The sequence below is a fragment of the Virgibacillus sp. AGTR genome, assembly GCF_016919725.2.
Classification (GTDB): Bacteria; Bacillota; Bacilli; order Bacillales; family Amphibacillaceae; genus Virgibacillus; species Virgibacillus salarius.
Genome location: NZ_JAJERH010000029.1, coordinates 13,327 through 35,926 on the forward strand (window position 1 = coordinate 13,327; position 22,600 = coordinate 35,926).

Genomic DNA, 22,600 nt, shown 5'->3' on the forward strand with positions numbered 1-22,600 from the left:
ATTTAGTAAGTAACTGACAGTAAGACCCTCACTCCAATCCTACGAAGTGAAACTCAGGAGGATTCAACTGCCAGTAAATACTAGATGCTGGTCAGGGTTCTTTTAGTCATATCTTTGTGAAACTAACAATCATCAGGGGGTATAAGAACTACATCGCCATTTGAAACTATTAAGAAAGTACTCCACAGCTTCCTGGTCCACCCGTAAAGTCAAGTCCACAAGCACCTTGTTCTTCATATAAATCTGCTACTTCTTCTTTGTGACTGTGTGGGATAACAAACCTATCTTGATATTTCGCAATTGCTAATAATCGGTACATTTCTTTAATCGCTTTTTCGGTTAACCCTAAATCAGTAATTATATCACGATCAAAGTCCTTTCCAGTTTGTTCTGTACGCATATAGCTTCGCATAACAGCCATTTTCTTAAGCACTTTACGAATATGACCAGTATCCCCAGCAGTTAGTAAGTTTGCAAGATATTCAATAGGAATTCGCATTTCATCAATCGCCGGGAAAATATCTGCTGTTTCCGCATTACTCCCTTTTCCTTCAATCATATTCATGATTGGGCTAAGTGGCGGAATATACCAAACCATTGGCATGGTTCGATATTCTGGATGTAAAGGTAAAGCAATCTTCCAATCAATAATCATTTTGTACAATGGTGATGCTTGAGCAGCTTCAATCCAATCCATTGGTATACCATCTTTTTTTGCCTGTTTAATAACTTCCGGATTATTTGGATCTAGAAAAATACCAAGTTGTGCATGATACAAGTCTTTCTCATCTTCTACCGATGCGGCTTCCAATACGCGATCAGCATCATATAACATAATTCCAATATAACGGATACGTCCCACACAGGTTTCTGAACAAATCGTTGGCTGCCCGTTTTCGATTCTTGGGAAACACATGGTACATTTTTCAGCTTTGTTCGTTTTCCAGTTAAAGTAGACTTTTTTATACGGGCATGAGGTAGTACAGTATCTCCATGCACGGCATGCATTTTGATCAACTAGTACAATACCATCTTCATCTCGTTTATACATTGCACCAGATGGGCAAGAGGAAACACAGGGTGCATTGATACAATGTTCACAGATACGTGGAAGATACATCATAAACACATCTTCAAACTCTGTTTTGATGGATTCTTCCATTTGTATAACGTTCGGATCACGGAGACCTGTAATATGACCACCAGCTAAGTCATCTTCCCAGTTTGGCCCCCATTCTAAATCCATAAATTCTCCAGTTATAGCAGATTTAGCTCTAGCAATCGGTTGATGTTTTCTTTCTTTGCTATTGGTTAACGTCTCATAATCATAGTTCCACGGTTCATAGTAATCATCCATCTCTGGTTGATTAGGATTATAGAATAGATTTAAGAGGCGGTTTGTTTTCGATCCGGATTTTAACCGTAACTCCCCATCTTGAAGTTCCCAACCACCTTTATATTTTTCCTGGGATTCCCATTGTTTTGGATAGCCGATACCAGGTTTTGTTTCAACATTATTAAAATACATATATTCTGCACCCGGACGGTTTGTCCATGTATTTTTACAGGTTACACTGCAAGTATGACAGCCAATACATTTATCCAGGTTCATCACCATTCCCACCTGTGCTTTAATCTTCAAGCCAATCAACCTCCTTCATTTTTCTAATAACCACGTTTAAGTCACGCTGGTTTCCGGTAGGTCCATAATAATTAAATCCATAACTTAATTGTGCATATCCACCAATCATATGTGTTGGTTTCACATGAATTTTTGTTGGGCTGTTATGCGTACCTCCACGATTTTTCGTTAGTTTCGTACCAGGTGTATGAATATGACGATCTTGTGCATGATGCATAAATGCCATGGTTCTAGGAATACGGTGTGAAACAACCGCTCTTGCTACAACTACGCCATTACGATTGAAACATTCAATCCAATCATTATCTTTTACATCAATCTCAGCAGCATCATCTTTATTAAGCCAGACTGTTGGTCCACCGCGAAATAACGTCAGCATCGGCTGTGAATCAAAGTACATACTATGAATTGACCATTTATTATGTGGCGTTAAGTAATTTAATGTAATTTCTTTTCCTTCGACATCTGGGCGTTTAGAACTAAATGGCTTTTGATTTAAAATTGGTTTGAATATGGCAAATGACTCCCCAAATTCCTTAATTATTTCATGATCCAAAAAGTAAGATTGGCGTCCTGTAATTGTTCGAAATGGGATCAATCGTTCAACATTGGTTGTAAATGGTGAATATCTTCTTCCACCTTTTTCTGAGCCACTAAATGCTGGTGAAGTAAGAACTGTTTTCGGTTGGGTGACAATATTATCAAATGTAAATAACTCTTCTTCTCTTTCAGTAGCTAAATCCTTTAACTCTAAGTTCGTTGTCTTTTCTAATGCTTCCCACGCTTTTACGGCAACTTTTCCATTTGTCGTAGAAGAAAGCATTAAGATTGCATCACACGCATCTCTTGCACTAGTGATATCTGGACATCCATCGGCAATACTTCCGTTATCTACCGTGCCAAACGTTCGTTTCGCCTGTTCATATTCATCTTTCATCATCCAATTGATACCTTTGGTTCCATATGCTTTAGTGGCAATATTTGAACCAAGTGCTGTCATTTTATTATAAATTTGTTTGAAATCACGTTCGACAACATGAATTTGTGGCATAGTTTTACCTGGAATTGGTTCACATTCCCCTTTTGACCAGTCTTCAATTTTGCCAAGTGGCTGTGCCATCTCTCCAGGCGTGTCATGATTTATTGGTGTCGCAACTATTTCCTTGATTGTGCCCATACCGATTTCTTGAGCTATATCGGAAACGCCTTTTGCTAAAACTTTGAAAATGTCCCAGTCAGATTTTGCTTCCCATGGTGATGTGATAGCTGAACTAAACGGATGTACAAATGGATGCATATCCGTGCTTGATAAATCATGCTTTTCATACCATGTTGATGCAGGGAGGATAACATCAGAGTATAGAGCTGTTCCAGCCATACGAAAATCTAGATTAATTAATAGATCTACCTTCCCTTCAGGTGCTTCATCTCGCCATTTAATTTCTTTTGGTCGAATACTATCTTCATCAGAGTTCAAGAGCCCATTTGATGCACCTAATAAATGTTTTAAGAAATATTCATGTCCTTTTCCAGAACTTGAAATTAGGTTCGCGCGCCAAACAAACAAATTCCTTGGAAAATTAACCGAATTATCAGGATCCTCAATTGCAAATTGTAATTTCTTCTCTTTTAATTGTTTGGCAACGAAGTTTCCGATCTCTTCTGTTGTTTCATTTCCATTTGCAATTGCTTCATTATATAAATCAATACCGTTTTTATTAAACGTCGGATATGATGGTAACCACCCTAAACGGGCTGCTAAAACATTGTAATCACCAGGGTGATCATATCTAGCTTTGTCTATAGTTGCAGCAGCAAGTTCCGAAATAGGTGTTTCTTCATAACGCCATTGACCTGTTGCAAAGTAGAAAAAGGAAGTACCATTTTGCAATTTTGCCGGCCCTCCCCAGTCTTTGGCGGATTGAATCGTAGTCCACCCTTCAACGGGACGGAGTTTTTCCTGGCCAACATAGTGAGCCCAGCCACCACCATTTACACCTTGTGCGCCGATCATAAGTACAAGATTTATAATTGCACGATAAATCGTATCAGAATTGTACCAGTGGTTAATTCCGGCCCCCATAATAATCATGGAACGACCTTTTGTATCAATGGCATTCTGTGCAAATTCACGAGCAACTTTAATGATTAGATTACGATCCACACCTGTTATTTCCTCCTGCCATGCTGGTGAAAATGGTGCAATCTCGTTATAAGAACTTGCAGCTTCTCCACCAAGACCACGATCAATTCCGTAATTACCAATCATTAAATCATAAACAGTGGCAACATATACTACTTCTCCGTTTAGTTCTACTTTCTTCACAGGTATAGCACGAGGTAGTACTTTTTTCTCCTCTGCATCGAAATACGGCATGTCTACATGAATTACTTCGTCTTCCATATCAAAGAAGCTTAAAACAGGTTCAATCTTTTCATTGGTATTTTCGTCAATAAGTCTTAAATTCCAAGTCCCTTTTTTATCCCAGCGAGAACCCATTGTTCCATGAGGGATGGAAAAACCATTTGTAGCTTGGTTATACATTGCTGGCTTAAATTGATTATTCTCGGATGCTAGGCCAAGATCTTCGGCATTTAGAAATCGGTCTGCTATAAACTTACCATTTACTTGTTTTAATCGAACTGAAAACGGAAAATCTGTGTACTGTTTTGCATAATTTTCAAAATAAGGTGTTTTATTTTTATTATAAAATTCGTTTAAAATAACATGTCCCATTGCCATTGCTGCCGCGCCATCTGTTCCTTGTCTAATGGAAAGCCAGTCATCTGCAAATTTGGTTGATTCTGCATAATCTGGACTAACTGAAACAACTTTTGTCCCTTTATAGCGAGCTTCAACTAAAAAGTGAGCATCTGGTGTACGTGTCATCGGAACATTGGAACCCCATGTCATAATATAACTGGAATTAAACCAATCAGAACTTTCTGGCACATCGGTTTGATCCCCCCAAATTTGCGGAGATGCTGGTGGTAAGTCTGCATACCAATCATAGAAGCTGAGCATTTGTCCGCCAAGCAAATGCATAAAACGACTACCGGCTGCATAGCTTAGCATTGACATTGCTGGGATTGGTGAAAATCCAACATTACGGTCAGGACCATATTTGACGATTGTATAAAGTGTTGAAGCCGCTATAAGCTTAGTTACTTCTTCCCAATCAGCTCTAACTAATCCTCCCTTCCCCCTAGCCTGTTTATAAGACTTTGCTTTTTCCTTATCTTCCACAATACTTTTCCATGCTTCTAATGGAGTGTCATTTGTAGCTAAAGCTTCTCTCCATAAAAGCAATAATTTCTTCCTGACATATGGATATTTCACGCGCAATGGGCTGTAAATATACCAAGAAAAGCTTGCTCCTCTTGGGCATCCGCGTGGCTCAAAATCTGGCATATCTGGTCCTGTCGATGGATAGTCTAAGGCCTGGCCTTCCCATGTAACGATCCCATCTTTTACGTAAATATTCCAACTACATGATCCCGTACAGTTCACACCATGTGTGGAACGAATTATCTTGTCATGCTGCCATCTTTTTCGATATACATTTTCCCAATCACGGTTCCCTTCTTGTAATTGGCTATGATTATTTGAATAAGTCTCTTTTGGTTTTAAATAATTTAATCGTTGCCAAAGTGGAGATGGTTTTTTTTTCATTATTGTCCCTCCAAATAAGTTACTTTGTGAAGCCTATAACTTATTAAAACATTCAAATCTCTACTATAGTGTGAAGTATGTCACACTTTGACAGGTGTCAAAATACGGTCATAAACTTATTAATATTTAAATCATCTTTTCATAATGTAATGCAAATTTAGTACAGTAACGTGTTGTGTATTGTTTGATCAATAGTCTTGCTTTTGAGTGCCTTTTTGTGATTGCTATCCTCTCCGTACAGTTCCTATCCCCCGATTTCTGCATTTTATTCATAGAATAAAAGTGTAAGCGCCCGAATAGAAACGAACGACTGGTGCGAGTCAACGGAGATAAAGAAATCACGGAGAGCTTCGAGCCGATGATGACTTAACATGGGGCGATTCGTGAAGGCGCCTCGTTTCTGGGCGCTAGAGCTGGACAAAGCTCAACACGCCCATCTTTATTCACATGGGCTAATTTTATAATTCCCTTCATTTCCTAGACTACAAAAAAGCTAAGCATCCATCTGCTCAGCTTCTATCTATTTTTCTATAATATTCTTTCCTTTCTTACGCATTGCTCTTGGGATATATACACAATAAGGTTCACTTTCCATATAATCACCTGTTACATTGTATGCTCTGGATCTGGAACCACCACATACATGGCGAAATTCGCAGATTCCACATTTTCCTTTATATTTATCAGGGTTCCTTAAATTTTTAAACACCTCTGATTCTCTATAAATTTCTGATATTGGAGTGTGTCGTACATTACCTGCTCGAATAGGTAATAGACCACTTGGGTATACATCCCCAGTGTGAGAAATGAACACAAACCCATTTCCATCATTTACCCCTTTTGGAGCTCTCCCTAATCCATCAATTTGCCCTGTTTTTCCTGCGATGATAGCATCTTCGTAAAAGATATGTTCTTTATCACTCATACCTCTTTGTTCACGCATTTTCTGCTGTATAACCACACGCCGATAGTGCTGGCCAGCTGTTGTTTTAATATCAAAAGGAACACGCTTTGAGAGTTTGTATAACCATCTAAATACCTTCTCATGTTCAGCAGGTGAAATCATATCTGACTCTTTCCCTCGCCCAGTAGGAACAAGGAAAAACACACTCCACATTACACAATTCAAATTTTCTACTAGCTCTGCCATTTCATCCAAATGCTCATAATTATATTTAGAAATAACCGTATTAATTTGTAAAGGCATATCCAGTTCATGTAAATCGTTAATAGCGTTTATTGTTAAATCAAAGGATCCTTCCGTACCTCGGAAATGGTCATGAACTTCTTTACAATGGCCATCGATACTAAAGGCCCATCTAGCAAGTCCAATATCTTTCGCCTTTTTCATTGCTTTTTTGGTTACATTTGGTGTTGCAGATGGTGTCATGGATAAACGGACACCTTTTTTAATCGCATATTCTGCAATATCAAAAACATCTAGACGTTCCAATGGATCTCCGCCAGTGAATACAAGCATAGGATTGTCCATTTCATAGATATTATCTATTAATTTCTTTCCTTCCTCAAAATTCAATTCTAATGGGTGTCTATGATACTGTGCTTCTGCACGACAGTGTAAACAATGTAACTGACAAGCACGTGTTAGCTCCCATATTACGATAAACGGATTTTCATTATAATCTCTATTAAACATTACTGCCCCACCCTTCTTAAGTCTAGGAAAATTGTAATACAATAAAACTAAACAATTAGTGATATTTATCACATAACTAAATTATGACGTAATACGAATATTTCCAACTAGAAAATAAGAAAAGAGTTGGGACAAAACTTAAATGTTCTTCTAAAAAAACGATAATAAGAAAGTTATAATGTGAAACTTCAATCAGCGGGGCTTTGGTTTATCGGTGGCTCTCCCTATTAGTGTGGAACTACCCATATTATATTTTTAGCTAAGGAACGATATGAAAGAGTTCCATCTAAATACTCCGTGACAAACTTTACAAAACATCCCCAGAAATTAGATTATTTACTCTACTTTCGAGAGGCAGTACCATGGATTGGGTGATAGTTTGGCTTTTGCTTTAACAATCATATGTTTGTCACAGCTCTTACCTTTGTAATCTATTTTTTCTCAATAGTTATCCTCCAAAGTCTCCACTACAATCTGATAAGTATGATATTCTTCACATCTAATTATAAATTGTACGTGATAATATTATGAGATGGAGCACTATATTTGAAAGGATGATAATTATGTATCCAGCATCAGTTAAAAAATTATTACAACGTTTCCCCCTTTTCAAAAGTTTAACAGACTATGAAATTGATCCGATTATAAATATTGCAAAAAATCGAACCTACCGATCGGGAGTCCATATCTTTATGCAAGATGACCTTCTCACTAATGTGTATTTTATACACCAAGGTAAAATAAAAATTTATCGAACTGATATTCAAGGAAAAGAACAAATTATCAATATTCTAAGTGAAGGTGAAATGTTTCCTCACCAAGGTTTTTTTCGTAATGATAACTATCCTGCACATGCTGAAGTAATGGAAGAAGCAGTATTATTTTACATCCCCATCCATTTATTTGAGGATTTTTTAATCAACAATCCAGAGGTAAGTATCAAGATTTTCCGTGTGCTTGGAGATAAGATAGTGGATTTACAGAATCGCTTAGAAGAAAAAATCCTACGTAATACTTACGAACAAATTATTCTTCTATTAATTCGCCTTGGAAAAAAACATGGAATGGAGCATATCAATGAAACAACGACATTGACCACCCGTTTTACGAATAGAGATTTAGCCAATATGATTGGTTCAAGTCGTGAAACAGTTAGCAGAACGATCACCCAATTAAAGAAGAAACAATTAATTCTAATAGATAGTAATGGAAATATGATACTAGATACCAATAGGTTGAAGGAAGAATTATTTCAATAAAAGGTGCATCTCAAGAGAGGTGTTCCTTTTCTAATGGACATGATTTTAATATATAGAGAGCGATCTTTTTGCTTCAATCAGTGGGGGTTTTGTTTTATCCCCCCACTGATTGTTCATACCACAAGGGTATGACCTGAAGACCTTTGAACCAATCAGACATTACTGGCAGTAACGCCCCACTTCGGGAAAAAAGTGAACCTCAGTATTGATAAGTGGAGTTAACTGTCAGTTATATATGGGATCAAACACACACGAATAGAGTATCGTCTAGGTTGTTTTAGTCGCTTTCTAACCATTGCTCATCTAACTTCAATTTTTCCTTAAAAGAGATTACTTACTTAGCAGCAGTGTAAAGAGTAGTTTAGAGTTAGAAAATTAAATTTCTTTTGTAACTGACCACTTTATTACGTCTTGATTCCATCCAAAAGTTTACCATTAATGTCAAAAATAGCATGTTCTGCATCAGTTATAGAAAAGCCTTGTTTTTCGAATAAAGCATTTAGTGAGTCCAGTCTATTCTTAAAGTTGAAAATCCTATTTGACCGATTTTCTTCTATTCTTTGTCTCCAAAAAGACATTATTTCGTTTAGTAATCTTCTGTATCATCAATAAATAGCGATTGGATAAAATAAATTATAATACATAATCCGGTTATTAAAAATGTCCAGCCTAATGCTCTTTGCTCAGTTACTAAATAGTTATTGCACAGCTGTGTAGGGGAAGCAATATAAATCCAAGCCATAATTCCTGATAATACACTAAAGAAGATATACACACTATTCTTTTCAAATTTCATAAGTTTTTGCCAGCTATCTCTTAGTGGTACTCCTGCAAGAAATGGTAAGCTTATAAATTTAAAAATCTCTACTAATGGTAAAGTAAGGGCCTCATCCATAGCACGTGGGAGCATCCAGTAACTCATAATTATCAAAAAAAGTACTATTCCAGGTATACCATTTTGATTCCAAGCTTCAAAAAATCCGGGAAATTTTTTCTTGAGGTATGGTGTAAACATCATTCCAATAATAACCAACAAAGGCATTTGCATATGCATATGAACTACCATTATAGATTCGAATAAAGTAATAACTGGTGGGAGCATCATGAAAATATACAATCCTAATCCATAGATTGCTTGTTTCATCCATTATCTCCCCTCATTTGTTTTCAATATACTTGTTATTTTTTCAACTGCTAAATCAATTTGTTGATAATCCATAACTTCTACTAGCTTGCCTTGGGGATTCACTAAATAAAAAGCAGAGTTATGAGTGAAATTGCCCATATTGTCTGGTATCACAACGACTCCAAAAGAAGTTAATAACTTTTGTAATTCTTGGTTATCAGGGATTCTTGCCATTCTCCAAGTGTTACCATCACTATTAAAATATTGGCGATATTTTTCAAGTATAGCAGGGGTATCTCTCTCCGGATCAAAACTAATACTTAAGAAAACAATATCCTCTCCGATATATTTTTCTGGTATTCGATTATAAACCTGAGCAAGATTCATTTCTAATTTAGGACAAACATCTGTACATGCAGTATAAATAAAAGTTATCATTACATATTTATCTTCAAACTCGGAGAATGCATATAGTCTTTCCTTACTATCTTCTAAGGTAACTTCAGGAAATCTCGGCATCTCTTCCACCAGCTTCATCGTTCTAGCCGTTTCAGCCGTATATGCTCGAAAGCCATCCGTTCCAATTAAGAATAAGATAAAACCAAACGTGATAACTATTACTAGTGATAATATATTACTATTTCGGTTCATTTGATCACGTCCTATTTGCAAATTTTAATAATCAAAAAGACTATGAAATTAGTATTAATCAAAGAAAAAAACAAACAATTAGAAATGATGATTCGTTCAACTAACTCGCTTCGGAAATATACTTTACTTTGCTCAGGCAGCGATATATCGTACGACAAAAGCGCTCTTCTTTTTCAAGGAGTCTATGTATATTTCCGGAGACAGAGTAGTTAGTTGTTCATCATTCGAATTAACCGTTTCAGTTACACCCCATCTCTTTTTCTCAAGCGACATATAATTATGTTTAATTTTCTACCAAGTTCTAAATGGAGGAGAGCCTGGAACATTTAATATATCTGTAAGTGGCATAACATATCCCATGGCTACTATTAGAATAAGTAGTATAATGATCGTTCCCCATCTTTCCGTCCATTTTGGAGTTGATAGTACGTCTGCTTCTGGTTCTCCAATTGGAAATTCTGTGTTTCCTTTTGGCGCAAAGAACATAAGATTAACTACGATATAAACCATAAGTACAACCCCAACAATTAAGAAGGTTCCTCCAACTGCAAGGAAAATTAAGTAAGGATCCCAGCTTAAGGCTGTAGCGTTATCTCCATAAGTTGTATAAGAAGTTCTTCGAGGCGATCCTAAAAGACCAACTAAATGCATTGCTCCTGACATAAATGTCATACCAATAGTCCAGATAATGGTTTGAATGATACCTAGTTTGTTTATTTTTGGTGTTAATTTTCTCTTTGATAGATATGGAATTAACCAATATGTAATACCGAAGAAGGTTAATGCTACCGTAACACCAAGAGTTAAATGGAAGTGTCCAACTATCCAAAGTGAATTATGAACTACTTGATTTAGTTGATTATTTGTTTGTGCAATACCACCAGCACCGGCAGGGATAAATGCAACCATTGCAATAAATGGTGCAAGGAAACGCACATCTCCCCACGGTAATTTTTTGAACCAGTCTAATAGACCCTTAGCACCTTTTCTTCTACCTGCACGTTCAAACACAGCAAACATAGCAAATGCAGTCATCATAGATGGGAACCCAATGGATAAACTCATAAATACATGGATGAATTTCCAGCCTTCTGTAATACCAGGGTCAACAATTTGATGATGGAATCCTCCAGGAATATTGAGTATAACTAATAAAATAACTACTAAACGTGTGATAGCATCACTAAATAGTTTTCCACCAATAATCTTTGGTACAGCGACATACCATGCAGAAATCGCAGTTAAATACCAAATATTAACTAGAGTATGGCCGAAACTCCAAAATAATGTACGACTAAGCATAACATTGATGGTTTCCGTCCACCCTAGTGACCATGGAATTAACATTAACACTTCTATGGTAACACCGATACTTCCCAAGACTAATAAAACGAATACACCAGTTGCAAAGAATGATAACAAAGGAATATGCTGTCCTTTATGATTTCTTCTCCAATTTGCTACATTGATAAACACGCCAAATGCTGCTATCCAAATTCCCACAACAAGAAAAACTAGGCCAATGTAAAATAGAGGAGTTGCTTGCATTGGTGGGTAGAAAGTATACATAACTGATGCATTACCCATGGCAACAGTAGTTGCAACAAACACAACACCAATTACCAATAATCCAAATGCTGTCCAACCAAATTTTCTAACCTTTGGAAGTAATCCTCCCATTGTATGGGAAATTCCAGCATAGAAATACCCAATTACAAAAGTGGTGGTAAATACAAGAACTAATAAGATTCCATGCGTTGTTAGTGTTTGATAATAGTCAAACCATGTTGGCAATTCCATTAGACCTGCACGGTTTAATCCTTGAAAAAGACCTAAAAATCCACCTATTAATAACGCAATAAATGAAACAGTAAAATAGGTTAATGATAATCGTGCATCTTTAGGATTAACTCCTAGAGCCTGTTGCATCTTTCCAAATGGTTTTTCTTTAACTAACTCCATTTATTTCTCCTCCCTTTATTTAACGGTGATAGTTGTCGACATCATTTGGTGACCGACACCGCAGTACTCATTACATAAAACGAGATATTCACCTGGTTTGTCAAAGGTTTGTGAAATTTTTTGTATGTGTCCAGGAGTTACCATAGCATTAATATTGGTACCAGCCACTTGAAAGCCATGTACTACATCTCTAGAAGTCATTGTAAAATGAACGGTTGACCCTACTGGGACTTCAATTTCATTTGGTGTAAAACTAAAGGCTTGTAATATCATAACTACCTCATATTCGTTTTCGCCAATCTCAAATATCCCAGGATTATCAAATGGTGTAGTTTGATCTACTTTTTGAGGATCAATGGTTTCCATTCCACTTGGCGGTGCCATTCCTTGAGCAAATGCCTGATATCCTGTTATCACCATAGAAAGAGCAATAATTCCAATTCCAATAATTAACCAAATTTCTTCAGCACGATGTAATTTCATACAAATACCCCCCTATTAAATTCTCACCATATACAAAACCCATAATAGTAGAATAAAAGCTATAATGGTTCCTCCAACAAATACAATTGAGGAAAATAATGTCCCTTTTAGAGAATACTTTTTATTATCCTTTTCTTTTGCAATAACATTTTTATTATTCGTTTCCATTACTTACCCCTCCCTTATGTTTTTTCTTACTTACATTCTAAATTTTGCACTACTTAACATAAGTGAACTACATCACACTTCAAATGTGATTTAAAGCAAAGCTTATAGATTACGTGACAATAGTTTGAACACCCAGGTTTGAATAATTAGTGATAATAAGGTTAGTGACTATTTTTTAAAAGGTTAATGGGCACAAGCAAGCAGATCCTTCAGCTTACCTACTTCAATCCGATGGTGGATAAACGCCCCCCAACTGCTTGAGGTTCCACTTCATATGAAAAAATACATTCGTTCATAAACTATACAAAGCATCTACATAATTTCTGCAAATTTTTATCTTAGAATAACAGTACGTGTCTTTTAGATTGAAATTAATTATTGTAGGGAGGGTATATATGAGCTTGGAGGAGGCTAAAAAGAAAAAGAAGAACAAAAAAAGAAATCGCTTCATTTTTCGAACAGCTATTCTAGCTGTATTAATAGGTGCTATTGTATTTGCATTAATTTCTAACATACAAGCAGATAACAGCGTTTATCAGATCGGTGATGATGCACCCGACTTTAAATTAAAACAAATAAATAAGAATAATAAAGAAGAAATGATTCAACTTAGTGATTTTGAAGGAAAAGGTGTCATGTTAAACTTTTGGGGAACCTGGTGTAAACCCTGTGAAGAAGAAATGCCTTACATGCAAGCACTTTATCCCAAATATAAAGATAAAGGAATTGAAATTATCGCCGTTAGTTTAGATAATACAGAATTAGCTGTTGACAGTTTTATTGATAAATATGATTTAACGTTTCCGATTCCTCATGATAAAACAGGAGAAGTAATGGATCTATATAAAGTAGGACCTATTCCAAGTAGCTTTTTTATAAACCCTGATGGAAAGATAGAAAGAATAATAAATGGTGCGTTGACATTAGAAAAACTTGATGGATATTTACAAGAAATACTTCCTCAGAAATAAGTCTCTAAACAAAAGGGGGATAAGTAGTTTTGAACGAAATAAATATATTCCTAGCTTTTGGTGCGGGGTTTCTCTCTTTTATTTCACCTTGTGTATTACCACTTTACCCAGCATTTTTATCATATATTACTGGGATGAGCGTAAGTGAAATAAAAGAAGAAAATAAAAAAATAAATAAAAAAGCCCTCTTACATACCATTCTGTTTTTACTAGGATTCTCAAGTATTTTTATAATGATTGGTTTTACCACATCATATATATCCGAATTTTTGTTGACATACCAGGATATCATTAGACAAATTGGTGCCGTTTTAATTATTTTCTTTGGGCTAGTGATTGTAGGAATATTTAATTTTAAAATTCTCATGAAGGATAAAAAAATCTCATTCAAAAATCGTCCAGGAGGTTATTTTGGGTCGTATCTTATAGGAATGGCATTCTCTTTAGGCTGGACACCGTGTACTGGTCCTATATTAGCTATCGTATTATCATTAGCTGCAACTAATCCTGATGTTGGTATGGTAATGATGATTAGTTATGTATCAGGTTTCTCCATTCCATTTCTTTTGTTGGCATTCTTTGTTGGTAAAATAAAGTGGATTAAAAAGCATAATCAAAAATTAATACAAATTGGCGGATACATTATGATTTTTATGGGAGTTGCACTATTCTTTGATTGGATGACCAAATTAACCTCCTTTTTAGCCGGATGGTTTGGTTTCACTGGTTTTTAAAAGGCGGACAAATTGATATGTTCCTTTCTCATCTATTACATATCGTTTGTCTACATATGGTAAAATACTATCAAATTACATTTTATACTTTTAAAATAGGAGTTGAATAATATATGAAAAAAGGCATTCTTGCAGTGATTGGTTTCGTACTCATCTTCATCGTTGCGGCCTGTGATGACAGTGCTTCGAATAAAAAAGAAGGAAAAAATGTAAAAGAAATGGTACATAATTACAGTGTTGGTAGTACCGATGATGTGTCTGCATCCATTACTTCCGAAGAGCTTATTGTTACGGATAGTGGTAATAAAGAGACGACTTATAATCTTCCAGAAGAGGAATTTTTCGTTTCCATTGCACCGTTTATTAATACCACACACCATTGTACCAACCATAGTCTAACCGGATGTCAAGGAGAGTTGGTGAAAAAAGAATTTGATGTGTATATTCAAGATGAAGAAGGTAATGTGGTTGTTGATGAAACCATGACATCATTAAAAAATGGGTTTATTGATTTATGGTTACCAAGAGATAAAACATTTCAAGTTAAAATGGAATATGATGGAAAAACAACAGAATCAGAAATTTCCACCTTTGAAGGCGACAACACGTGTATAACAACAATGCAGTTGTCTTAGCATTATTTTTTCGTAATTACTAAAAAACAGTGTAAGTATGAAGCATATGTATGCTTACTTACACTGTTTTAACATACCTACTACAAAAAGAGAGGCGATGAGTAAATATTCTCTTTCTTAAGGTAATAGGGATAAACAACTTTTCATGTTCACTGCCTATTCGATATATCAGAGATGAAATGAATTGTTTATATGCTAAAGATATTTATCAAATTCTTTTCTTACCTTAACAGTTTTAGCAGGAGTTCCATAAGCTACCTTATAATCTTCAATATCATCCAATACAGTCGATCCTGCTCCTATCACAGTATGTTGACCGATTGTTACAGCATGGATAACATTAGCTCCCATTGCTACGGTTGATCCAACTCCTACTAATACATTTCCCCCTAAGGTTGCGCTTGGAGAAATGGATACATAATCTCCTATCTCACAATCATGAGCTATTGAACTTTTAGTATTTACAATACAATGTTCTCCAATCTGAGCGTCACTATTAATAATAGCTCCCGCCATTACAACAGTTCCTTCACCTATAGTAACACCTCTAGCTATAGAGGTATAAGGATGTATGACTACTGTAAACTTAAAAAATGGGTTTATTTCTTTAACTCTTTTTACAGCTTGTTTTCTTTTCCAGTTATCACCTATTCCAACGATTCCTGTATCTATGCTATTTCGCTTTACATATTCTTCATCACCTAATACTTCATAACCATATAGCCTCTCACCTGGTTGCCGCTGGTTATCTATTATTCCTTTAATCTTCCTATTAGCTTTTTCTAAAGCATCAATAATTAGCTTTGCATGACCACCTGAACTTCCTGAACAAATGATAACTATCTCTTCCAATGTAAACACCTACCTCAGGATATCTAAATTTGCTTGGTTTTACTTAGAGACAACCTGTTAATTAACGTTTTCGATGTGTTCCGGCATCAGCATTCCTGTACAGTAACATAATAGAAATTTACCTTCATGGCAATTTACAATACCAATTTAGAACACTTTACTCCTTATTGGTGTTATGCGCTCGTTAATTGAAGAAGCATTCGCTATATTATCTCATCATAATACTCGGCAAGCTGTTCTTCTGAGATTACTCGTAAGCCATTTCTTTTTAGTAAGGCAGTAGTAACTCCATTTCCAGTGATTTTCTCCCCCATAAATTCACCATTATAAATCATGGAATTTCCACAGGAAGGACTATACTCCTTAAGAACAACCACTGTTGCATTAACAGCCTTAGCTTTTTTTAAAGTCGAGTAGGCTCCTTTTATGTATAGTTCTGTAACATCTCTACCTGATTTCTCGACTACTTTAGCTTTCCCATCCAATACATCTTCCCCATTACCACCTATTATTTCAGCAGGTTCTCTAGGGGTTGAGAAACCACCAAGCAATTCCGGGCATACAGGTATTGCCTTATTCTCTTCTATTAATTTACTAAGCTTGTGATCTAAACTATGCGTATATCTTACCTTTAGTCCTGCTAAACAAGAACTCACTAATATCATTTACTAACTCCTCCATTTAATAGTATGACCTAGTACACCTATCTTCTTATTAATAGAGAAGCTTCGATTTATTTACTGCTAATTTCTCCGTATTTAACTAATGTGGCTCTTATAATGGTTAACAATAATAGAAGCACGGTTGCAAATTAGCTTATTATTCTTTAACTAAAGCTACATTTAGTTGGAGAAGTATTTAAATATTTATGAATTATTTGTTTTAGATTACAGGTTTAATTCAATACATCTCTTTGTTCTTTACATTTTACTCTGCCATTTGGCTATTTTTCTTGTTATAAATTCTTGTAATTCATCTTCACTTTCAGCTACTTTATAAAACAAAGCTAAAGATACAAGAATGACATCTATACATTCTTCTTTTACATCATCAATACCTAATTGTTTATACTCACTTCCGTTGGCTTTTAAATAAGATAATACTGCTTGCGAGGTTTCTCCAGCCTCTTCTGATAATTTTAATGCCATTTGCTCAATTGTTTTTGGTTCTTTCTCACTTAATAGCTTAACCTGCTTCAATAATTTCTCCATCGTCGTATATAACCTCCTATTATTTTTATCATTCGTATTGTAATTCGAATTTTTCTTTTGGATCTTCCTATTTTATGTCTTAGCTTCGTCAAGACGAAAAGATTTAAAATTAACCTCTATTTTATATAATAACAATAATTTTTAACATTTGTATTCTTATACAGAAAATAACGCCCTATTACTTTAAGTACTAAATTTTAGATAGGCTACACTAAATTGGACAGAGAAAATGAGGGCTTGTAAACTTAGATTAATAACTGAAGGGGCATACAGCATACTACGATAGTTCGTCAACGTCGAACTTTTACACCCGAATTTAAACCTGAATTAGTGAAGCTCTATGAAACGGCAAATCGTGTGCAGATATTGCAAGAGAGTATAATATCACACCTTCTACATTAGGTCGTTGGATAAAAAATCATCAAGAAACAGGTTCATTTGCCGCCAAGGAATTGGTTTAATAATATTCGAATTCATGGAACAATAGGATATTTAACACCTGTGGAATTCAAATAACAGCCCCTATAATTTTTGTCTAATTTAGTGTTGACATACCAATATGATGGTCATATAAGAATGACCTTTTTTAACTTTAAATTCCATTTTAAAAAAACTCCTCAATAAATGCGGTTATGCCATTTCCTTTACCTTTTTTCTAAACTCCGTATCTGTGGCAACACTGATTACAAAATCATTAAATATAGTTCTTATCCAATATAAATCTCCCCCCTTATCATCCTCAATAAATAGGGAAACGGATATTGTCGTATCCTGTGATTCTTTATATAAGGCAGAAGTTAGAACGTATGGTGTAGCTCCCCCCTTATACCAAAAATAGTCATCCTTGTCACTTTTTACACTTTTACCTATTACTATTTCACTAAATAACTTTTTTTCCTTTTTGGTTAAGAGTTCCTTTCCTAATCTTAACATTAGATCAGTATATTGATTTGTCGTTGAATAAGCCATTCTTTTAGTGATTAACAATTGCATTTTGCGATCTAGCATGTTAGGCGTTTTTTCTTTAAGATAATCACTCCTATTCGCTTGCATTTTTACAAATAATTCATTTACTAATTCGTGATAGGACTGACTACTCATTGCGTCTAACTTATTTAAAGCTGGCTTCCGTTTATCTGATAAATACCCTGGCATAATAATAGGTGATGTTAAATAAGTTATTTTATCGTGATTTAGCTGGAGCACTTCGATACTTTCATTCACAACGTCTACTCCGATTTTATGTATCAAAAAGTCCGTACAGGCATTAGAACTGTATTGCATCATCCCTTTAGCTATTTCTAATAAAGATACTTCCGTAGGATAGTTTATCGAATATTTCCAATTAGGATGAGCACCTCCATCTGTATCTTTAATGTAGAATTTTTCAAGTTCGTTTAATTTAACCTTTTCAGTAATGGATATCTTGTTATTCATTGCACTCTTAACAAAGTTATATGCTATTATTATTTTCATTGTACTCGCTAACGGATACTTTTTATCCGGGTTTATAGCTAGAGTATTTCGACCATTTTCTTTAATGGTTAAGGATAGAGAAACTTTATGATTTTTAAAGTAATTTAATAAGTCGTATTTATTCTTCTTCATATTATGCTTATTTACTGCAATTCCTGAAACAACAAAAGCGATAATTAGAGTTAGTAATAGTAATAAACCTATGATTAATAGTTTCATTTTCGACCGCCCTAATATATGATATTGAGGATTCATTTTTATTAGCGAAAGTTTTTTAGGAGAAGGAAATATGATGAAGCCACATTAGAATTTATGGCTGTTGAGAACCAAATGTACCTATAAAACACAAAAATTAAAAAGCCAACCCCTTAAGTTTGCTAATAATAAACGTATTCTCATATCACCTTTGATTCCAAACCACCCTGATATAATTCCTAATATTCCGAATACAAATGGTAAGATCCATAAACCTCAATCCCCATAATGGAGTAAGTGCCAATAATAAACAAACAACGGATAATAAAGAAAAACATTTTTGTATTGCTTCGATTTACTCTTTATCAAAAAATAGTAACCAAATATGAATACGATTACTAAAATAGTCCAGATCTATGTTCTTTCCTCCGCTCTCTTTTGATAGAGCGTTATTCTCCAGTAAATCAAGCTTTGACTCTTAAGACAGCAATTTTCGGGTAATTGAAAATGATGGAAAAATTATTTATTACTAGTCTTACAGCCAAACATCGGATTACTAGAATCACGATTAGTCAAGGTTTTAAGGTTATAGTAGATTTAACAAAAAACACAGATTCTTTGATGTTTTATGAATGGAAGCATTGTGTCTTCTTTTTAATAATTATTTCCGCAAAATCTTCTCCATCGCTTTTCCTTTTGCTAACTCATCAATCAGTTTATCCAAATAGCGAATCTCCCGCATAATAGGTTCTTCAATATCTTCCACTCGTACACCGCAGATTACACCTTTGATTAACGTCCGTGAAGGATTCAGTTGAGGAGCTTCAGCGAAGAAGGTCTCAAAGTCTGTCTGTTTTTCCAGTTGCGCTTCTAACTCTTTCTGGCTATACCCTGTCAACCAACGGATGATTTCATCGACTTCTGTTTTCGTACGTTCTTTTTTCTCTGCCTTCGTAACATAATGGGGGTAGACACTTGCGACACTCATTGTATAAATTTTATGTTTGGTCATGATATATCTCTCCTTCAGGTATTTTAATGAATATGTTTCCAATTATATCATTCAATAGTTACCGGATACACATTTTAAGGATATCCTGAAATATAGTTGACCTTTCTGTATGTTCAATTATGAAGTATTTCGAGATTTCCATACATTATCCGAATACCTATCTTTTTTTACTTTCGAGTGCATCTATCCTATTTTCAAGGTTTGCAATCTTTTTCTTCACATTTACATCCCGAGTTCTGATCCGTTCTGTAATCCCTTTACTAATTGCCAAAACAGCTATTATTAAGACAATAATACCAGCTGCAAACATCAAAATTATTTCCATAAACTTCTCTCCTTTCTTGGATTAATCCTGTTCCACCAACCCAAAAACAGAGCAATCCTTATTTTATCTTCGCAAATTACGATTTTTCATTCATACTATAAATCACATAAGCAATAACGCCAATTAAATAGCCGATTACAGTTCCAGAAATTGTTGTAAACAGCAAGTATGGTTCAAAAACGATACCCATAATCACACCAAGAGCACATCCAAAAATCATTCCTAATGGTATCAAACTATCCATTATATCCTCTCTTTAATGATAGCACCAATGATTAGCATAGCTATTCCTAGATAATTCACAATCAGTCCTGTAATAATTAGATCATATTTTATTTCATTAAAGAATAGACCAACAAGTAATAGACATAAACTTATTAAAAACAAAACTAGACTAATGTTAATGTACTTCATTTCTCCTCCACTTTAATCAGTTTAAAAATCTTATCCAAAAATCTGAATCTTATATATAAAGTACGCTAATCCTTATTAGGCAAAGCTTAAATAGATATTCACCCGAATATATTCGTAATATACACACTACTCATGAATACAATCCAGACTATAATGGGGGTTCCTAAGCTTTTTAAAGCATTATTCCATTTATATGTATCTTTTTTACTCAAAATATAATCAGTTATAAAATATAAAATAGATGCTAATAGGCTGTACCAAAGTAAAACTAAACCAAAAAGTATATGTAATGTTATCGTGAAGAATATGTTTAAATTTTTACTTGTGTAATTTGAAATTAAATTGGATATATAGTCGCTTACTATAGAGGTTACTGTACCGTATAATAAAATAATTGGGAAACTATATATAAGATATACAGGAACAGCTAGTACGAACGCTTGAAGGTATTCAGCGACAGAGCTAATCTCTTCACCAAATGGATGTGGTACAAATAAACCTAAAATTATAGCGAATAAGGAACCCGAAATTGTAGCAGATATAATTTTCCTGCATACCAATTGACTAATTTCGCTTTTAAAACTCAACTAAAATCTCTCCTTTATCTCACATTAGAACAGCCGGACTTCTCAATTAATATTCCTTTATATGCATGGTAAACGTTTTCTTTCGTTGAGAAATACGTCCGTTTCTTTACATGTTTTAACGTTTGGTTTTAATCATTTTCTTTCGGAAGTATCTTAACTGCGATTAAATAACCAATTAAGGCTGCTAGCGCACCAATAAAGATTGATATAAAAGAATTGGTATCAGGAAAGAAGTATTCAGAAATAAAAATGATGATTCCTACAAATAAGCCTGTAAGTAGAGCTCTGTCGATATTTCTTATTTTCATATCATCACCTCGATAACTATAAAACACGTTAACTTATTACGCTTAAAGAGTAAAGGATATGAATTTAAATTCTTTCTCTTGAATCGTGTTTGCTTCCTATTACAGAAAAGCTTCTCGAAAGCTAAACGTCATCCGCAGATTCTCAAAAATGAAGAATATGTTGTTCAGACTGTGCTGGCTATGGTATCTATTTTTTCAAGTTCTTACCTGTTAAAAAGAATGTTTATAGGATTTCCTCACAACAATCCAACCGTTGTTAAAAATAGACGGACATCTTGCAATAAAAATTTTGCTTTATTACGAAAGAGCAGCTATACCTAAGAATACAGTTATATTCCAAATGTGCTTTGAACAGCAAACAACATACCCAATATGACATAAAGTGGTGCTCTTTGCATTCTAGTAAAACCCGATATAGCTGATATAATAACGCCCATAGCTACCCAATTGATGAAAATGGAATAACATCTATTAACTGGTTTAGGTATGTCATCTTTCAGGTTTTAGAGTTGTTCTTTGTAAAGGAATGCCTCCCATTGAAACATTTCGCTCTATGAATATATAGGAGCGCCCATCTATTATAAAAATTCCATCACCTTTATAATTGACCTCTCTTCCTTGTTTGACAAGTTCATACTGTATTGCTTTAACATACTCTGCATAATTCACATATCTCTCATCTAAATCGATCGCTATATTCCCTTTCCCATATCCCATCACCCAATTAAAACTAAGCAAGCATAGCACTAAAAATATTAAGAATAAAATCATTTGACACTCCTCAAAATTTCGCTTCCTAATTTCTTCTATAATTAATGTACGATTTATTACATATTTCGTTTCAACTATTTTCTATGTATTCTTTAATTTTCCTTTTACATAAAATGAGCGCTTATCCTTATTACTGATGTGCGTCTGTTAACCTTTGGAATTCGAACCTCTTCTTAGCTCCTTCATTTCGTTTAGAATTTCTTTTTGCATTTCTAAGTTTTCTTTCCATATTGCAATTAAATCATTTGTTCGTTTATTTAATGACTTAGGAAGTCTCAAGGAAAAATCAAGCAAAATGGGATAAATATTGCCATAAGAGCCCTTTTCTCCAAAATTGGAAGTTGATCCTTACACGAGGAGTAATATTGTTCCATCTCTTACAAATACTTATTTATTATCTTAACCCAGCCAACTATTGCTAATGTGAACATAACACCCCAAAACACACTTCTGCGCCATATTCGAGGTATAGCAAACCAGTAAGCCAC

The 22,600-nt window shown here is 34.7% G+C and carries 22 protein-coding genes and 1 pseudogene; 5 read left to right on the forward strand and 18 right to left on the reverse strand.

Going from position 1 to position 22,600, the window contains the following annotated elements; genetic code table 11:
* Positions 1-169 precede the first annotated feature (169 nt).
* The 3 genes from narH to JUJ52_RS12050 form a co-directional block, all read right to left on the reverse strand.
* Complete coding sequence (gene narH / locus JUJ52_RS12040; RefSeq protein ID WP_026682743.1) at positions 170-1,642, reverse strand: nitrate reductase subunit beta; 1,473 nt, start codon at positions 1,640-1,642, stop codon at positions 170-172.
* On the reverse strand, positions 1,632-5,315 hold the full coding sequence (locus JUJ52_RS12045; RefSeq protein WP_205388576.1) for a nitrate reductase subunit alpha: 3,684 nt from the start codon (positions 5,313-5,315) through the stop codon (positions 1,632-1,634). Before JUJ52_RS12045 ends, narH begins: the two co-directional genes overlap by 11 nt.
* A 520-nt stretch (positions 5,316-5,835) precedes the next feature.
* Positions 5,836-6,972, reverse strand: a complete 1,137-nt coding sequence (locus JUJ52_RS12050) for a TIGR04053 family radical SAM/SPASM domain-containing protein (RefSeq protein ID WP_205388577.1) — start codon at positions 6,970-6,972, stop codon at positions 5,836-5,838.
* Positions 6,973-7,535: 563 nt separating this feature from the next.
* Here JUJ52_RS12050 and JUJ52_RS12055 point away from each other — a divergent pair.
* Entirely contained in the window at positions 7,536-8,231 is a 696-nt protein-coding gene (locus JUJ52_RS12055) for a Crp/Fnr family transcriptional regulator (protein WP_205388578.1), read from the forward strand.
* A gap of 586 nt (positions 8,232-8,817) precedes the next feature.
* Here the strand turns inward: JUJ52_RS12055 and JUJ52_RS12060 are convergent.
* From JUJ52_RS12060 to JUJ52_RS12080, 5 genes are all read right to left on the reverse strand, one after another.
* The gene (locus tag JUJ52_RS12060) at positions 8,818-9,375 is read right to left on the reverse strand and encodes a hypothetical protein (RefSeq protein ID WP_026682739.1); all 558 of its coding nucleotides are present in this window, start codon (positions 9,373-9,375) and stop codon (positions 8,818-8,820) included.
* 3 nt (positions 9,376-9,378) lie between these two features.
* Entirely contained in the window at positions 9,379-10,008 is a 630-nt protein-coding gene (locus tag JUJ52_RS12065; RefSeq protein ID WP_026682738.1) for an SCO family protein, read from the reverse strand.
* A 291-nt stretch (positions 10,009-10,299) separates the two neighbouring features.
* The gene (locus JUJ52_RS12070; protein ID WP_121605171.1) at positions 10,300-11,970 is read right to left on the reverse strand and encodes a cbb3-type cytochrome c oxidase subunit I; all 1,671 of its coding nucleotides are present in this window, start codon (positions 11,968-11,970) and stop codon (positions 10,300-10,302) included.
* Between the two features lie 15 nt (positions 11,971-11,985).
* A complete protein-coding gene (locus JUJ52_RS12075) occupies positions 11,986-12,453 on the reverse strand; it encodes a cytochrome c oxidase subunit II (RefSeq protein ID WP_026682736.1) in 468 nt (155 codons plus the stop codon).
* A gap of 15 nt (positions 12,454-12,468) precedes the next feature.
* The gene (locus tag JUJ52_RS12080) at positions 12,469-12,621 is read right to left on the reverse strand and encodes a hypothetical protein (protein WP_161629290.1); all 153 of its coding nucleotides are present in this window, start codon (positions 12,619-12,621) and stop codon (positions 12,469-12,471) included.
* Positions 12,622-13,016: 395 nt separating this feature from the next.
* Between JUJ52_RS12080 and resA the strand changes: the two genes are divergently transcribed.
* The 3 genes from resA to JUJ52_RS12095 all read left to right on the forward strand — a co-directional run bounded on the left by resA (position 13,017) and on the right by JUJ52_RS12095 (position 14,961).
* Positions 13,017-13,592, forward strand: a complete 576-nt coding sequence (gene resA, locus JUJ52_RS12085) for a thiol-disulfide oxidoreductase ResA (RefSeq protein ID WP_166530705.1) — start codon at positions 13,017-13,019, stop codon at positions 13,590-13,592.
* Positions 13,593-13,621: 29 nt separating this feature from the next.
* Positions 13,622-14,326 (forward strand): cytochrome c biogenesis CcdA family protein, encoded by a 705-nt coding sequence (locus tag JUJ52_RS12090; protein ID WP_205388579.1) that lies wholly within the window; start codon positions 13,622-13,624, stop codon positions 14,324-14,326.
* A gap of 113 nt (positions 14,327-14,439) precedes the next feature.
* Complete coding sequence (locus JUJ52_RS12095) at positions 14,440-14,961, forward strand: CueP family metal-binding protein (protein ID WP_205388580.1); 522 nt, start codon at positions 14,440-14,442, stop codon at positions 14,959-14,961.
* A gap of 195 nt (positions 14,962-15,156) precedes the next feature.
* Here the strand turns inward: JUJ52_RS12095 and JUJ52_RS12100 are convergent, their stop codons facing one another.
* From JUJ52_RS12100 to JUJ52_RS12110, 3 genes are all read right to left on the reverse strand, one after another.
* The gene (locus tag JUJ52_RS12100) at positions 15,157-15,813 is read right to left on the reverse strand and encodes an acetyltransferase (protein WP_205388581.1); all 657 of its coding nucleotides are present in this window, start codon (positions 15,811-15,813) and stop codon (positions 15,157-15,159) included.
* A gap of 203 nt (positions 15,814-16,016) precedes the next feature.
* Positions 16,017-16,478, reverse strand: coding sequence for a 2-thiouracil desulfurase family protein (locus tag JUJ52_RS12105; protein ID WP_205388582.1), 462 nt, complete (start codon positions 16,476-16,478; stop codon positions 16,017-16,019).
* A gap of 255 nt (positions 16,479-16,733) precedes the next feature.
* Entirely contained in the window at positions 16,734-17,024 is a 291-nt protein-coding gene (locus JUJ52_RS12110; RefSeq protein WP_026679618.1) for a MazG-like family protein, read from the reverse strand.
* 359 nt (positions 17,025-17,383) lie between these two features.
* Between JUJ52_RS12110 and JUJ52_RS23720 the strand changes: the two are divergent.
* A pseudogene (locus JUJ52_RS23720) lies at positions 17,384-17,485 on the forward strand (hypothetical protein); the annotation flags it as partial.
* A gap of 169 nt (positions 17,486-17,654) precedes the next feature.
* Here JUJ52_RS23720 and JUJ52_RS12115 read toward each other — a convergent pair.
* The 7 genes from JUJ52_RS12115 to JUJ52_RS12145 form a co-directional block, all read right to left on the reverse strand.
* The gene (locus JUJ52_RS12115; RefSeq protein ID WP_205388585.1) at positions 17,655-18,719 is read right to left on the reverse strand and encodes a serine hydrolase; all 1,065 of its coding nucleotides are present in this window, start codon (positions 18,717-18,719) and stop codon (positions 17,655-17,657) included.
* Positions 18,720-19,356: 637 nt separating this feature from the next.
* Positions 19,357-19,707 (reverse strand): DUF2200 domain-containing protein, encoded by a 351-nt coding sequence (locus JUJ52_RS12120; protein ID WP_026680525.1) that lies wholly within the window; start codon positions 19,705-19,707, stop codon positions 19,357-19,359.
* A gap of 157 nt (positions 19,708-19,864) precedes the next feature.
* On the reverse strand, positions 19,865-20,032 hold the full coding sequence (locus JUJ52_RS12125) for a hypothetical protein (protein WP_161629265.1): 168 nt from the start codon (positions 20,030-20,032) through the stop codon (positions 19,865-19,867).
* A gap of 76 nt (positions 20,033-20,108) precedes the next feature.
* A complete protein-coding gene (locus tag JUJ52_RS12130) occupies positions 20,109-20,276 on the reverse strand; it encodes a hypothetical protein (RefSeq protein WP_162986411.1) in 168 nt (55 codons plus the stop codon).
* Positions 20,276-20,446 carry a hypothetical protein gene (locus JUJ52_RS12135; RefSeq protein WP_162986412.1) on the reverse strand — a complete coding sequence of 57 codons (171 nt, stop codon included), beginning with the start codon at positions 20,444-20,446 and terminating at the stop codon, positions 20,276-20,278. Before JUJ52_RS12135 ends, JUJ52_RS12130 begins: the two co-directional genes overlap by 1 nt.
* Before the next feature lie 715 nt (positions 20,447-21,161).
* The gene (locus JUJ52_RS12140) at positions 21,162-21,341 is read right to left on the reverse strand and encodes a hypothetical protein (RefSeq protein WP_205388586.1); all 180 of its coding nucleotides are present in this window, start codon (positions 21,339-21,341) and stop codon (positions 21,162-21,164) included.
* A 489-nt stretch (positions 21,342-21,830) separates the two neighbouring features.
* A complete protein-coding gene (locus JUJ52_RS12145; protein ID WP_026680527.1) occupies positions 21,831-22,112 on the reverse strand; it encodes a hypothetical protein in 282 nt (93 codons plus the stop codon).
* Positions 22,113-22,600 lie beyond the last annotated feature (488 nt).

What these genes read in the sequence shown, in the direction of transcription:
- JUJ52_RS12045 (WP_205388576.1), bottom strand. Translation starts at nt 5,315, where the DNA reads ATGAAAAAAAAACCATCTCCACTTTGGCAACGATTAAATTATTTAAAA.
- JUJ52_RS12050 (WP_205388577.1), bottom strand. Translation starts at nt 6,972, where the DNA reads ATGTTTAATAGAGATTATAATGAAAATCCGTTTATCGTAATATGGGAG.
- JUJ52_RS12055 (WP_205388578.1), top strand. Translation starts at nt 7,536, where the DNA reads ATGTATCCAGCATCAGTTAAAAAATTATTACAACGTTTCCCCCTTTTC.
- JUJ52_RS12060 (WP_026682739.1), bottom strand. Translation starts at nt 9,375, where the DNA reads ATGAAACAAGCAATCTATGGATTAGGATTGTATATTTTCATGATGCTC.
- JUJ52_RS12065 (WP_026682738.1), bottom strand. Translation starts at nt 10,008, where the DNA reads ATGAACCGAAATAGTAATATATTATCACTAGTAATAGTTATCACGTTT.
- JUJ52_RS12070 (WP_121605171.1), bottom strand. Translation starts at nt 11,970, where the DNA reads ATGGAGTTAGTTAAAGAAAAACCATTTGGAAAGATGCAACAGGCTCTA.
- JUJ52_RS12075 (WP_026682736.1), bottom strand. Translation starts at nt 12,453, where the DNA reads ATGAAATTACATCGTGCTGAAGAAATTTGGTTAATTATTGGAATTGGA.
- JUJ52_RS12080 (WP_161629290.1), bottom strand. Translation starts at nt 12,621, where the DNA reads ATGGAAACGAATAATAAAAATGTTATTGCAAAAGAAAAGGATAATAAA.
- resA (WP_166530705.1), top strand. Translation starts at nt 13,017, where the DNA reads ATGAGCTTGGAGGAGGCTAAAAAGAAAAAGAAGAACAAAAAAAGAAAT.
- JUJ52_RS12095 (WP_205388580.1), top strand. Translation starts at nt 14,440, where the DNA reads ATGAAAAAAGGCATTCTTGCAGTGATTGGTTTCGTACTCATCTTCATC.
- JUJ52_RS12105 (WP_205388582.1), bottom strand. Translation starts at nt 16,478, where the DNA reads ATGATATTAGTGAGTTCTTGTTTAGCAGGACTAAAGGTAAGATATACG.
- JUJ52_RS12110 (WP_026679618.1), bottom strand. Translation starts at nt 17,024, where the DNA reads ATGGAGAAATTATTGAAGCAGGTTAAGCTATTAAGTGAGAAAGAACCA.
- JUJ52_RS12115 (WP_205388585.1), bottom strand. Translation starts at nt 18,719, where the DNA reads ATGAAACTATTAATCATAGGTTTATTACTATTACTAACTCTAATTATC.
- JUJ52_RS12120 (WP_026680525.1), bottom strand. Translation starts at nt 19,707, where the DNA reads ATGACCAAACATAAAATTTATACAATGAGTGTCGCAAGTGTCTACCCC.
- JUJ52_RS12125 (WP_161629265.1), bottom strand. Translation starts at nt 20,032, where the DNA reads ATGGAAATAATTTTGATGTTTGCAGCTGGTATTATTGTCTTAATAATA.
- JUJ52_RS12130 (WP_162986411.1), bottom strand. Translation starts at nt 20,276, where the DNA reads ATGGATAGTTTGATACCATTAGGAATGATTTTTGGATGTGCTCTTGGT.
- JUJ52_RS12135 (WP_162986412.1), bottom strand. Translation starts at nt 20,446, where the DNA reads ATGAAGTACATTAACATTAGTCTAGTTTTGTTTTTAATAAGTTTATGT.
- JUJ52_RS12140 (WP_205388586.1), bottom strand. Translation starts at nt 21,341, where the DNA reads ATGAAAATAAGAAATATCGACAGAGCTCTACTTACAGGCTTATTTGTA.
- JUJ52_RS12145 (WP_026680527.1), bottom strand. Translation starts at nt 22,112, where the DNA reads ATGATTTTATTCTTAATATTTTTAGTGCTATGCTTGCTTAGTTTTAAT.